Genomic DNA, 13,838 nt, shown 5'->3' with positions numbered 1-13,838 from the left:
AGACTTTATTAAACAAAGCCGCTCCGACAAAACCGGAGCGGCTTTGTTATTTATAGTTCGTTATATCTTGCCGCAAATAGCGTAGTTTCGTTAATCAATTAAATTTGAAGCAGATGAGAAAGAAAATGCTCTTTTTCTTTATGCTGGCGCTCACCTCGGTGTCAACCTTCGCCCAAACGAAGTTAACAGTTGCGGTGGCCGCCAATATGCAATATACCATCCAGGAACTGATAACAGAATTCAATAAAACGAATAAAACGACAATCGATGTAGTGCTGGGTGCGTCTGGTAAACTTACGCAGCAGGTGCTCAACGGCGCCCCGTTTGATATTTTCATTTCTGCCGACAAAGAATTTCCACAAAAACTGGCCGACAACCATTTCACGCTGGAAGCGCCTAAAGTATATGCCCAGGGATTGCTGGTATTATGGAGTGTAAAACCTGCTATACAGCCAGCCAAAGATCTAAAGCTGTTAGTGAGCCCGGGCATCAAAAGCATCGCCATCGCCAACCCTAAAACAGCTCCTTATGGCAGCGCGGCAGAGGCTATTCTAAAGAAATATAACCTGTACAGCATTGTTTCATCAAAACTGGTGACCGGTGAAAGCATTACACAAACCAGCCAGTTCATTGCCACCCAAAATGCCGATATTGGTTTTACTGCTAAATCAATCGTGATCTCCGGTGAAATGAAGGGTAAAGGCAAATGGGTGGAATTAAACACCGGCGATTATCCGCCTATTGAACAGGCCGCCGCCCTGCTGAAACATGCAAAGGAGAATAATGAGACCGAAGCAAAAAGGTTTTATAATTTCCTGTATTCCGCCATGGCAAAAGCTATTTATAACAAATTTGGGTACATTGTAAAATGATAGCGCTAGCTCCATTATGGCTTACTTTAAAACTGGCGTTGAGCACAACGCTTATTTTGTTTATTATAGCCGTACCACTGGCTAACTGGCTCAGCGGCGATAAGGGCTCTTTCAAAATAATTGCTCAGGCCATAGTCAGCATGCCGCTTGTTTTACCGCCCACCGTCATCGGGTTTTATTTATTGCTGGCTTTTAGTCCGGCCAACTTTTTTGGCCATTGGCTGGAAGAAAGGTTTGATGTGCGGCTGGTATTCTCCTTTTCGGGATTACTGATCGCCTCGGTCATTTACAGTTTTCCTTTTATGGTGCATCCTATTCAATCGGGTCTTTCTTCTTTATCACCCAGTTTAAAAGAAGCAGCCTATTCATTGGGAAAAACCAGGTGGCAAACGCTTACGCGGGTATTGTTGCCGAACATCAAACCTTCCCTGCTTACCGGCATAGTGCTCACCTTTGCACATACTGTCGGGGAATTTGGCGTGGTGCTGATGATCGGCGGTAATATGCCTGGTAAAACCCGCACAGCCTCCATTGCCATTTATGACGAAGTAGAAGCCTTCAATTACCATAATGCGAATGTGTATGCAGGCATTTTGCTGGTGTTGTCGTTTATAATATTATTGGTTCTCTATTCATTCAACCGCAAAATGCAGCAGACAAAATTTTATTGAGAGCTATGATCAATTTTTCCTTGCAAAAGAATTTACATACCGCTGCGGGTGAAATGCAATTGAATGTAAGTGCCCGTATTGAACGCGGGCAATTTGTGAGTTTATATGGGGCATCAGGCGCCGGTAAAACCTCCATCCTGCGGATGCTGGCCGGGTTTATGAAACCCGATAACGGTTTTATAAATGTGAACAATGCCGTTTGGTTTAATGCCTCAGCAAAAAGAAATGCGGAACCGCAGCAACGAAGGATTGGTTTTGTGTTCCAGGACTATGCCCTGTTTCCCAATATGAATGTGCGGGAAAATGTGTTGTTTGCGTTGGGTAGAAACGAATCCCCTACTATCGTCGATGAACTGCTGGAGGTAACGGGGCTGACAAACTTTGCCGGAAGAAAGATTCAGACGCTTTCAGGCGGCCAGCAGCAACGCGTGGCGCTGGCAAGGGCCATTGCCAATAAACCAGCTATTTTATTATTAGACGAACCATTGTCGGCCATTGACAATGAAATGCGGGTATACCTGCAGGATACGTTAAAAGCAATCCATCAGCGCTACAACCTCACCACCATCCTGGTAAGTCACAATGCCCAGGAGATCATAAAACTGTCGGACGTGGTGATTCACCTCACACAGGGCCGGTTTCAACAGCAAACCACCCCCGCCCTGTTTTTCCAGAACGGACAGGAGGCCGCCAAAATAACCGGCCACATCGTTTCTTTCGATGAGCAGGGCAACGCAGTTGTTTTAATTGAAAACCGCCTGGTAAGCATACCGGTAGCCGGAGAAATACTTACTTCCAACGACCGGGTTGAGATCAACTGCAGCAATATAAAACCAGCTATTCCAAAACAAGGGAAATAATTACAACTAACCGGTTATAAGCCGTTCCAATCAACATTGGAACGGCCTCTTCATTTTACTGTAAATCCCTGCCCGGGGTTTAAATCATTCGTAAATTTCATATAATATGTGAACCAAATGAATTCGCTTCGGGAAGAATTTTTTCAGGTGAATGCAATATTGTTGGCATTCATTTTTTTCATCCAGATCTATGTGTTGAACTGGTTGGGATACTGGTTTAGGAAAAAGATCGCTCAACGCCATCCTGACAAAGACGTCAGTTTAGGCACGGCTGAAGGAGCTTTGATGGGGCTGATGGCTTTATTGCTTGCATTTACATTTGGTATGACCTCTACAAAATATGAATCCCGGCGACAAACCATCATCGATGAAGCCAATTTGTTAAATACAGGTTTACTTCGATGCAAATTGTTTCCCGATAGTATAAAAAAAACATTATTGCCTGATTATAAGAATTACCTGGAATCGAGGATCGCCTATTATGATGCCCGGGATAACCCTGATAAAATAAATAAAGCATTGGAAGATGGCAGAAAATATTTTAACAGTATGTGGAATGATAATGCATTGCTGATAAAAGACCCTAACAACAAATCCCTTGCCGATCAGTTAGTACCAGCGCTTATCAGTTTAAGAAATATAGCTATTACGCGGGAGGCCGGCAGAGTAGCGGCCGTTCCGACCCTGATACTTGTTGCACTGTTAATACTGGTTTTTGTGGCTAGCTTTCTTACAGGTTATGGCTTGAAACCAGGGTCAAGAAACCCCGTGTTTTCACTGGCTTTTGCCATCATGCTCTCTATAGCATTATACCTGGTAATGGAATTGGGACGCCCGAGGCAGGGCTCAATCAACCTCGATAATGCGGAAAGGGAAATAGTTAACCTCAGAAAAAACCTTTAAACATTGTACTATGGTGCGCTCATTATTAATCCTTGCCATAACACTGGCTTCCTGCTCCTCTTCAGAATCAGAGTTTGACATCCAGGAAAGTGAAGTGCCGCCCAATGTACTGGCGGCGTTCAAAGCCAAATATCCCTCCGCCCACGACGTTAGTTGGGAAGCAGAAAAAGAAGAGGGGAAGTTCTTCTTTGAAGTTGATTTTACCGATAACAACAAGGAGAAAGAAGTGCATATAACTCCGGATGGGTTATCGGTTGTGGAGAAAGATTAGATTCCAAATATAATATGAATAAAAAACAACAACATTATTCCCGCAAGTATTAGTACTCCTGAATAAAAATATAATGGTGTGCGGGTCGCTTTTTCGTACAGTGCAGCTTGTCCCTTAAACCATTTGGACTCCCGGCAATTGGGGCAGGTTATTTCTGCGGACTTAACACCAGCCGGGAAAACAGGCAGGAAAAAAACATGATAGTAGGATCTGTAAACGGCAACGTTTACGCCATTTGAGTTACAATTACTGCATGAATGCTCATTATCCACGTCTCTGTTTATACAAACCGGTACCCGGCCATACAGAATAAACATATAAGTTCTATTGTTTTAAAGGGTCAGGAATTATTGCGGCCAATATAAGTATTGGCTTTGAATTGTCATAGGGATTTCTGCATTAGTTTTAACCTTTTTGCAAGAACGCTGTATCTTTAACCATTAAAAAAGCAAGTTGAAAACAATGGTTACAGCGTCAGACATTATTGAGGTACACACCCAAACCAGCCGTGTATATTTAGATAGAACATTAGCAGGTTATACCAGGTGGATACCTGATATAGCCGCCTATGCCAGACTGCTTAACTGTCTACATGACTTTTATGCCCCGTTTGAAAAATTGCTGAATAGTCATATGCCCGCTTTACTGCCTGATTACACCCAGCGTAAAAAAGCAGCCTGGTTAATACAGGACCTTACCATACTGGGTATACCGCCTGTAAAGGAGGCCCGGCCAAACATGCCAGCCATACAGCAACCTGCAGATGCATGGGGCAGCTTTTACATGATAGAAAGTTTGGTACTGGGGGGCGTCGATATAAAGAAGATGATCCAGTTCGATTGTCCGGCAATCCCCGAAACCGCTTTTACTTTTTTTTCAGGTTACCAACAGCAAAACGAGGAGATGTGGCACACCTTTTTAACCCATTTTAACGAAGCGGTGACAACTGAGGAAGATCGAATAGCGTCTGTTAAAGCAGCCGATGATTGTTCAAAACAATTTAGAATGAACATTCAATTGCACTATTCCAACCACAGGTGTTAATTAAATGACATGAGCAGAAAACTGATTCTTTATATAGCCCAAAGCCTTGACGGGTACATCGCCAAAAAGGACGGTAACCTCGATTTTTTATCGATGGTAGAAGTCCCAAACGAAGACTGTGGCTACGCAGACCATTTGCAAAATATTGACACCAAAGACAACAACATAGAACAACAACTTACCTTCAGGCGAAGCATCAGTTATCCTACTGGATTGGTTCAGCTTTGGTATGATAGAAAGACCGACAAAAATCCTAACGATTAATACCCCGGCTGCCTATCATCATTATTCATTTAAAACATTTACGCCCTGAAACATTTATTTTTTTGTATTGCATCCTTAATTGCAATAAGCGCCACTGGCAAACCCGTGCTACCCCTGGTCTTTGGCGATCATATGGTATTACAACGCGAAAAACCGGTACCCGTATATGGAAAAACCACCGCCGGTGCTCCGGTGAAATTGATCTTTGGCAACCAGGTGAAAGAAGGGGTGGCCGGTGCAGATGGTTCCTTTCAACTCCTGCTCGACGCCATGCCCGCTAACAGCAATGGGCAGTCACTTTTTGTGATCAGTGGAGACACGGTTGAATACAAAGATGTGCTGGTAGGTGAAGTGTGGCTTTGTTCCGGACAAAGCAATATGGAGTATACCACGAACAGGAGCGCGCATTGGTATAACGCCAAACGCTCTAAAGGGCTTGATTCTATCCAGGTGAACCAGGAAAATAATCCCGCCATCCGGCTGTTCCTGGTGTATCGTGATCTTACCAAACCGTCTGATCGGAATAAAGGATGGCACAAAGCGGAGAATCCCTGGATAGGTCAATTTTCTGCGGCGGGTTATTATTATGCCCGGGAATTGCAATCGCGCCTGCATGTGCCCGTAGGCATGATCGCCTCCTCCGTACCCGGTTCGGCCATCGAGCCGTGGTTACCGGCACGTCAGGCGGCCCAAAACAAAGATTCGATTGAACCTGCCGGCAAATTTTTCTCAGGTCTTATTCAGCCGCTGGCACCCTATACGATAAGAGGTTTTCTCTGGTACCAGGGCGAAACCAATTGTATGTTGAACCAGCGAGATGAGTATACCCAGAATATGAAGCTACTCATTACAAGCTGGAGGGCGCTTTGGAATAATGATAGCCTTCCCTTTTATTACGTGCAGATAGCGCCATTTAAATATAGCACGTCGAAAGGCGGTAAAATACCATTGAACGACCGCAGCATTGCTTTCTTCCACGACGCGCAGGATAAAGTGCTTGGGATCACCAGGAACACCGCCCGCATCATTACTACCGACCTTGCTGACAACATTGATGATATTCATCCAACCTACAAATGGGAAATTGGAAAGCGGCTGGCCTGGCTGGCCCTTGACCATACCTACCGGGTAAAACAGGTTTCAGCAGGCCCCCGTATCGATAAAGTAAGTTTCAAAGACCATCAGGCCCGGGTAGATTTCGTAGATCCCAGGTTAGGACTGGAGGTGCATGATGGCAGCAAAGTTACCGGCTTTGAACTGGCAGGAGCGGATGGTAAATTCTATCCGGCCACCGGCGTAGTGAAGAGTAAAAAGTATGTACAGGTTAGTGCACCCGAAGTGCATGATCCTGTGGCGCTGCGTTTTGCCTGGAAAGAAGATATACAACCGAATCTTTTCAATAAGGCAGGGTTGCCAGCGGAACCATATCAAACGAATAGTGCTGTGACAGTTGAGAAATAAAAAGAAGAAGTGAACTCTTTTTGCAATTGGCCAGACAGTGTCTGGCCAATTTGATCTTCATAGGTTGTGAAAAACTGCCGCATATTTTTGAAGTTGGTTGTGGCCCCCCGCAGGTTGGGCATCTTTTATAAAACAACTTTCACCTCAATCTATACTAACCCCATCCCCTATCTTTTTTTATGTACTCCCATCGGCTTAACATTGAACTGGCATCAATACAAAAATGAACCCACCTGCGTTACTTTTTTAGCTACCTTCATTACCTAAACTTTACCCATCTGTTATGAAACTCCCTGGCAATCTCATACTTTCAGTAATCCTTCTATTGTTAACCACACCCGATTTTGCACAACCAAAATCCCCGGCATTTATAGGCCCTGAAAAAGGCGCATTGCTTATTGTGGGCGGTGGCCATTTGGGACCCGACATTTGGGCACGCTTTGTTGAGTTGGCCGGTGGCCGCAATGCGCGTATTGTGATCATCCCTACAGCAAACGAAGATTCGGCGATCAACACCGGTAAATCATTTGAGAAAGAATTATTGCAAAGCCTGGGTGTACAAAATGTAGTAGTGCTGCATACCCGCGATCCTAAAATTGCCAATACCGACAGCTTTGTAGCGCCTATAAAAAAAGCAACCGGCATCTGGTTTGGCGGAGGCCGTCAGTGGCGTTTAGCAGATGCGTATCTCAATACCCTGGCGCATAAAGAATTCAACGCCCTGTTAAACCGGGGCGGCGTTATTGGTGGTTCTTCTGCCGGCGCCACTATTCAGGGATCGTTCTTATTTCGCGGCGACACAAAAGGTAATACCGTGCTCGCAGGCGACCACACCCAGGGACTCGATTTTATTCACAACGTTGCCATTGACCAGCATGTCCTGCGCCGCAACCGGCAGTTTGACCTGGCCGGGTTTGTAAAAACGCACCCGGAATTGCTTGGCATTGGCATTGATGAAAATACTGCCGTGGTGGTGCAAAAGAATACTTTCGAAGTAATCGGCAATTCGTATGTAGCCGTTTACGATGCTGCGGTTTCTGATTCAACAAAACCATTCATCTTCCTTGGGAAGGGACAACAATACAATTTAAAAGAAAGAAAATTACTACCCGTACCCGGCAATCCGGCTACAGCTAATTAATGGATAATAAAAACAGCAGGCAGCTGCAACCGGATCTTTCTGCTGTTCCAGCGCCAAATCCCTACCTTTATACAAATCAGGTCATATGGGAATAACAACTGCTTGCACCTCCATTCCAAAACCCATTACATTGCTCTTCTTTGCCTGGCTGCTCCCTGTTATCTTATTGGCTCAGGACCCATGGGTTGTTATTGCCGATAAAATTGATCCCACCAATTATTATGGCGAAACCGTTGCCAATGGCATGATAGGGATTGTTTCTTCCCCCAATCCGTTTAAAGTTAAAGATGTGGTATTGAATGGCGCCTTCGATCTGTATGGCCGGGGCCGGGTTAGCAACATCCTCAAAACATTCAACTTTGTGAATATGCAGCTGTCTGTTGATGGCGCTGACATCGGGCGTTTTAACCAGGTGTCCAATATGTCGCAATCGCTCGACATGAAACATGCGGCACTCACTACAAAATTTGATTTTACTGATAAGGCAACCATTCAATATACTTATTACTCGCTTCGCCACTTACCCTATTCGGCACTGGTAGATGTAATAGTTACTGCAAAGAAGGATCTCGAGATCATGCCGGCCAGCGTTATGGAAGCCCCCGACATGCTCAACAGCGTTCAACCTTATTACAACCAGATTGACAGGCCGCATGTGTCCATTTCATTGTTAACCTCCACGGCTAAAAGCCCAACGGGTAAGCTGTTCATTGCAGCCAGCAATAGTTTTTTATTTGATGAACCGCATGGCAGCGAACCCATTCTTATCCATGAACTATGGGACAATAACATGCACCTGCTGAAATTCAAAAAGAAAATAAAAGCCGGGGAAAGTTATCATTTCGCCATCGTTGGTTCTACTATTACCTCTGCACAACACGACGATCCATTGAATGAAGCGGAACGCCTCACCTTGTTTGCCATCCTCGAAGGTGAAAAACGATTGATCGAACATCACAATATGGCCTGGGACGAGTTGTGGAAAAGCGATATCCTTATCAATGGCGATGCTGTTACCCAACAGCAGGTGCACAGCATGATCTATCACCTGTATGCGTTTGCCCGGGCGGGCAGTGGTTATGGATTGTCGCCTATGGGCCTGAGCGGTCTCGGTTATAACGGGCACTCCTTCTGGGATACGGAGCTGTGGATGTTCCCGGCCCTGCTGCTGTTGCAACCTGCCATTGCCGAATCATTGCTCGACTATCGTTTCCAACGGCTGGAGGCCGCCAGGCACAATGCCTGGTCGCATGGTTACAAAGGCGCAATGTTTCCCTGGGAAAGCGCCGCCAGTGGTAATGAAGAAACCCCGGTATGGGCCTTATCAGGGCCCTTTGAACATCATATCACTGCCGACATTGGCATAGCTGCATGGAATTATTATTGTGTTACCCAAAATAAAGACTGGCTGCGTCAAAAAGGTTATCCCTTACTGAAAGCAAGTGCCGATTTCTGGGCCAGCCGCGTGGAAAGGAATGGTCCGGGCCATTATGACATCAGGAATGTGGTGGCAGCCGATGAGTGGGCTGAGAATGTTGATAACAATGCCTTCACCAATGCCGCCGCCAAAGCCAACCTGCGCTACGCCACGCAGGCCGCTGCTTTATTAGGAATTACGCCCGATCCCGACTGGCAAACTGTTGCCGGCAATATTCCCATAGAAAAGTTTCCTGATGGCGTTACCAAAGAACACAGCGCTTATGCAGGTGAAAAAATAAAACAGGCTGATGTTAACCTGCTGGCCTATCCGCTTACAGAGGTCGCCAATAAAGAAGACATCAAAAAAGACCTGAACTATTATGAAGGCCGCGTAGGTGAAGGGCCGGCCATGACGCATGCGATCTTTTCTATTTTATATTCCCGGTTGGGTATGCCCGACAAAGCCCTGAATGCTTTTAAAAACGGTTTCACCCCCAACCTGCTGCCACCCTTTGGCGTAATTGCAGAAACCGCCGGGGGCACCAATCCCTATTTTGCTACAGGTGCCGGTGGGATGTTACAAGCCATGCTGAATGGCTTTGGCGGGCTGTCCATTACACCCACGGGTATAATACAGGTAAAAACCAGTTTGCCCACACAATGGAAATCGCTTACGCTTATGGGCATAGGCATTAATAAAACCACCTATACCAGGTAACTCATATTTAGCACTTTCTTGACTTTTGCTCCTGTATCTTGTATGGCAAACTCCTGACCTGATGAAAAAACTTGTCTTGCTGGCAATAACGGTCATTGCTTTTTCCGGCGCCCGTTCCCAAACCGCATTATACCGCAACCTGGTGATGGAAGGCGGCGGAGTAAAAGGCTTTGCCTATGCCGGCGCCTTACAGGTGCTGGACAGTATGGGCATTCTCAAAAACATCCAACGCGTGGCCGGCACTTCGGTCGGCGCCATACAGGGCGCTCTGCTGGCAGTTGGGTATTCCAGTAATGAAATTATCGGGTTAACGGAACACATCCCTTTAAAACAATTCAACGATGGCGGCTGGATGCTGGCCGGTGGCATTCATCGCCTGCGCAAACAATTCGGCTGGTATAAGGGTGAAAAGATAGCCCAATGGATAGAAGACCTCATTGCCGATAAAACGGGTAATGGTCAAATCACTTTTGCCCAGCTGCATGCACTAAGCAGGGAGAAAGGTTATAAAGACCTTTATATAACCGGCACCGATCTTACCTATCAAACACTTCGGGTTTTCTCCTGGGAAACCTATCCCAACATGCGGGTTTGTGATGCCGTTCGCATTTCCTTGTCCATTCCATTGTATTATCGCGCTGTATTGATGGATGATAATGGCCAGCTTTACAAAAAACCAACCGGAAAGCAGCTATTGCACGTAATGGTAGATGGAGGCGTTTTAAGCAATTATCCCATCTATTTATTTGATTCTGCGCGATATGTAAATGACCAGGCCGCAATCACCCAAACTTCGTTCGAGAACAAGGAAACTTTAGGGTTATTGATGGAAATGCCGGAACAGATCAAATACAATATGCAGCAGCCCGGAGTTTACCCGTTTGTTATTGACAACATGCATGACTATATGAAAGCCCTGTACCACACGCTGATAGATAAAGCCAGCCCCGAGGTTATGAATCCTAACAGTGTTCGAAGAACGATAGCGATTGATAATTTGAACCTTTCCGGCAGGGTTCGCAAACTGCCCAGGAAAACTATTTCCGCATTGGTTCAAAATGGGAAAGATGGTGCCCGGCGCTTTTTTACCCCGGCGCTTTAAAGGGTGATTTTACCTTTTATAATGTGTTTTGAACAGAAAATCATCACAGGTTGCAATTTCTTTTTATCAAATAGCCGTGCAGATTTTGGCAATAAGTGTGTTGATTTGGTCTATAACTGTGTAAAATGGGTCAGCTACCGTTTTTGGATGGCCGCCTGCTACTTTTTTTCTGTGAAAAAAGATATTATCTTACCCCGGAAATATACTGGTTCCCCTAAACCTTAAGTATCATTTTGTGCCACGAAAACCCCAATTAACCGATTTGAAGATGAAGGCAAGATCCGTAGCCTGCTGCATTGCTATTTTTTTATTTTCCCTAACCAGGACTTATAGCCAGTCCTCCTGTCCACCAAATATTGATTTTGAAAGCGGTAATTTCGATCACTGGGAATGCTTTATTGGAAGTGTTGACACCTTCGCCGGTAAAAACAGGATGAATCTTAACCTGTCCTTACCACAAAGCGACAGGCATCAGATCATCTCCGCTGCCAGCAACCCTGGTAAAGACCAGTTTGGCGGTTTCCCAAAGATCTGTCCATATGGCGGCAATTATTCCGTAAAGCTGGGTAATGAAAATACCGGCTCCCAGTGTGAAGCCATCTCGTATACTTTTACGGTACCCAGTACCATTGATACGTTTACCTTCACTTATTTTTATGCGGTAGTACTGGAAGATCCACAACACGATCTGCCACAACAGCCTCGTTTTTTCGTAACTGCTTATGATGTAGTTACCGGCGCCACTATTAATTGCGCGTCATACGACTATGTTTCTACCGCCGGTTTGCCTGGCTTTTTGCCATCACCGCTCAACTCCTCGGTTTTATATAAAAACTGGACACCAACCTCGCTGCAATTTGCCGGCATGGGTGGGCACGATGTTCGTTTGGAGTTTCGTACGGCCGACTGTACGCTTGGCGGTCACTTTGGTTATGCCTATCTGGATGTGGCCAGCGCCTGCTCCAACATCCTGGCAACAGCGCCGTATTGTATAGAAACAAATTCATTGATCCTCGACGCTCCCTACGGGTTTCAGAACTATACCTGGTACAACTCTACGTTCACACAGGTGGTAGGTCATGGCCAGTCAACAACCTTGAGTCCCCCACCAGTGACCACGGGTATGTTTTATGTTGATGTAGAACCCTATCCGGGCTTTGGTTGCCGTGATACCTTACAGGCATATGTACACCCATATCCGGTGCCCGACACGCCTCGTGCAGATACAATGGTAAAATATTGCCAGTTTGATTTATCGGACGAACTGGAGGCAACCGTAACGCCGGGAAATACCTTATTGTGGTATACCACCCCTACCGGTGGCACACCAACATTTAATGCCCCCATGCCAACCACTACAACGCCCGGTAATACGAAATACTATGTTTCGCAGAAAGCCCTGTTTGGTTGCGAAGGATTCAGAAGGGAGATCAACGTAAATATTACGCCCACGCCAAACGCGTCATTCGGCATTAATAATTTTCGACAGTGCCAGCAATCCAACAATTTTATTTTCACCGGCAGTTCTACCAATCTGTACAATCCCGTTTACACCTGGCAGTTTGGGGATGGAAAAACAGACACGCTGACGAACAAGGTTACCAGTTATAAGTACCCGTCATTCGGCAATTACACAGTGAAGTTCAAAACTACCAATATCGGTTTAAGCGAATGTTCAAGAGAAGTGCAGCAACAGGTGGTGGTGGTGCCTAAACCAATCGCCTTGTTCTCGTACCCGGACCCTATTTGTGAAAACCAAACCATGGTTACCTTGACCGACAATTCAAGCGCGCAGGCTGCTTTTACAAGTCTTAGTAAATGGTGGTGGAATATCAATGGTAATATTTCAAACACCCAAACTCCGGCGGCGTTTTTGGCGCCTCCCGGCGGAACAATGCCCGTAAAACTCGTAGTTGCTACTCCTGATGGTTGTTTGTCAGATACCATTAGCAGGGTATTGAACATCCGTTTTCGTCCGTTGGCCGATTTCAAGTATGGCGATCTGATGTGTAATAATGAAATCATCCGTTTCAAAGACCTGTCGGTCATGCCTGCCGCGGCAGTTGGCCAGAGTGTTGTAAGATGGAACTGGGCATTTGATAACACGGTAAAAAGCAGTCAGCAAAACCCGTCGCTGAATTTAAATGCGGGAGCACATAGTGTATCGCTGATCTCGGAAGACGCTTATGGCTGTAAAAGCCTGCCCGCGGTACATACATTCGACATTTATCCCAAGCCAACCACCAGAATGGAAGTAAGCGATTCCTGTGACCTGGTGCCTATTTACTATAATGCAATCGATGTATCGGGCACTGTATACAGATGGACCTGGAATTGGGATATGTTTTCTAAAACACAATACGCCAGCAGCATTTCCAGAACATTCTTTAAAAAAGGCAATTTTGTTTTAACGCTGATCGGTCAAACTGATAAAGGTTGTAAAGACACCATCATTCGCCCGATCACTATATACGATAATGAATCCTTTGCCGGACCTGATTCTTCCGCCCCCTACAACGAACCTATCGAGCTGAATGCGCATGGAGAACCCGGGATGCAATATGCCTGGTCGCCATTAACGGGTTTGAACCGGGGTGATGTGGAAAAACCTGTAGCCATATACGACCACGACCAGGTTTACCAGGTATATACCGTTACCGATAAAGGATGTAAAAAACAAACCCAGGTGCTTGTTAAACGGTATCCAGGACCTACGTTATTCGTTCCCACTGCATTCACGCCAAACAGCGATGGTAAGAACGACGTATTTAAAGTGATACCTACCGGCATTAAATCATTTGGTTACCTGGTTATTTATAACCGCTGGGGCCAGGTGGTTTTCCGCACCACCGACCAAACCAAGGGTTGGGATGGAACCTTTAATGGTCTGAAAGCAGATGCCGGTACCTTTGTTTATATAGCAACGGCAGTTGATTACAAAGGAAGGCCAATGAACCAAAAAGGCACATTTGTTCTAATAAGATAACAAAGCATAAAAACGTTAATCCCCCGATCTTATCGGGGGATTTTTTTTGCCCGTACTGCCTCAAAAGCGGCCACACCTGTAACAAAAACGAACACCTCAGCCGTTAACCTTATATACAAACTACAG

Annotated in this window: 12 protein-coding genes; all 12 read left to right on the top strand. The window is 45.6% G+C overall.

Annotated elements, in window-relative coordinates:
• Positions 1 to 113 precede the first annotated feature (113 nt).
• The 12 genes from modA (at position 114) to NIAKO_RS09600 (ending at position 13,712) form a co-directional block, all read left to right on the top strand.
• A complete protein-coding gene (modA, locus tag NIAKO_RS09670) occupies positions 114 to 872 on the top strand; it encodes a molybdate ABC transporter substrate-binding protein (RefSeq protein WP_014218235.1) in 759 nt (252 codons plus the stop codon).
• Complete coding sequence (modB, locus tag NIAKO_RS09665; RefSeq protein WP_014218234.1) at positions 869 to 1,543, top strand: molybdate ABC transporter permease subunit; 675 nt, start codon at positions 869 to 871, stop codon at positions 1,541 to 1,543. The genes modA and modB overlap by 4 nt, the downstream gene beginning before the upstream one ends.
• Positions 1,544 to 1,548: 5 nt before the next feature.
• Positions 1,549 to 2,403: an ABC transporter ATP-binding protein gene (locus tag NIAKO_RS09660; RefSeq protein WP_014218233.1), complete on the top strand. Its 855-nt coding sequence runs from the start codon at positions 1,549 to 1,551 to the stop codon at positions 2,401 to 2,403.
• Between the two features lie 117 nt (positions 2,404 to 2,520).
• The gene (locus NIAKO_RS09655) at positions 2,521 to 3,306 is read left to right on the top strand and encodes a bestrophin-like domain (RefSeq protein WP_014218232.1); all 786 of its coding nucleotides are present in this window, start codon (positions 2,521 to 2,523) and stop codon (positions 3,304 to 3,306) included.
• 10 nt (positions 3,307 to 3,316) lie between these two features.
• Positions 3,317 to 3,577 (top strand): hypothetical protein, encoded by a 261-nt coding sequence (locus NIAKO_RS09650; protein WP_014218231.1) that lies wholly within the window; start codon positions 3,317 to 3,319, stop codon positions 3,575 to 3,577.
• A gap of 462 nt (positions 3,578 to 4,039) precedes the next feature.
• The gene (locus NIAKO_RS09640) at positions 4,040 to 4,621 is read left to right on the top strand and encodes a biliverdin-producing heme oxygenase (protein WP_014218229.1); all 582 of its coding nucleotides are present in this window, start codon (positions 4,040 to 4,042) and stop codon (positions 4,619 to 4,621) included.
• Positions 4,622 to 4,630: 9 nt separating this feature from the next.
• The gene (locus NIAKO_RS09635) at positions 4,631 to 4,885 is read left to right on the top strand and encodes a dihydrofolate reductase family protein (protein WP_014218228.1); all 255 of its coding nucleotides are present in this window, start codon (positions 4,631 to 4,633) and stop codon (positions 4,883 to 4,885) included.
• 105 nt (positions 4,886 to 4,990) lie between these two features.
• Complete coding sequence (locus tag NIAKO_RS09630) at positions 4,991 to 6,346, top strand: sialate O-acetylesterase (RefSeq protein WP_133055258.1); 1,356 nt, start codon at positions 4,991 to 4,993, stop codon at positions 6,344 to 6,346.
• A 283-nt stretch (positions 6,347 to 6,629) separates the two neighbouring features.
• Entirely contained in the window at positions 6,630 to 7,487 is an 858-nt protein-coding gene (locus tag NIAKO_RS09620; protein WP_014218226.1) for a cyanophycinase, read from the top strand.
• A gap of 85 nt (positions 7,488 to 7,572) precedes the next feature.
• Positions 7,573 to 9,624 carry a kojibiose hydrolase gene (locus NIAKO_RS09615; protein WP_014218225.1) on the top strand — a complete coding sequence of 684 codons (2,052 nt, stop codon included), beginning with the start codon at positions 7,573 to 7,575 and terminating at the stop codon, positions 9,622 to 9,624.
• A gap of 61 nt (positions 9,625 to 9,685) precedes the next feature.
• Positions 9,686 to 10,726, top strand: coding sequence for a patatin-like phospholipase family protein (locus tag NIAKO_RS09610; protein WP_014218224.1), 1,041 nt, complete (start codon positions 9,686 to 9,688; stop codon positions 10,724 to 10,726).
• Positions 10,727 to 10,994: 268 nt separating this feature from the next.
• Positions 10,995 to 13,712 carry a T9SS type B sorting domain-containing protein gene (locus NIAKO_RS09600; RefSeq protein ID WP_014218223.1) on the top strand — a complete coding sequence of 906 codons (2,718 nt, stop codon included), beginning with the start codon at positions 10,995 to 10,997 and terminating at the stop codon, positions 13,710 to 13,712.
• Positions 13,713 to 13,838: the final 126 nt, after the last annotated feature.

It is taken from the genome of Niastella koreensis GR20-10 (genome assembly GCF_000246855.1).
GTDB lineage: Bacteria > Bacteroidota > Bacteroidia > Chitinophagales > Chitinophagaceae > Niastella > Niastella koreensis.
Note: the sequence above shows the minus strand (reverse complement) of the source record. Positions and strands in the feature narration are given on the sequence as shown.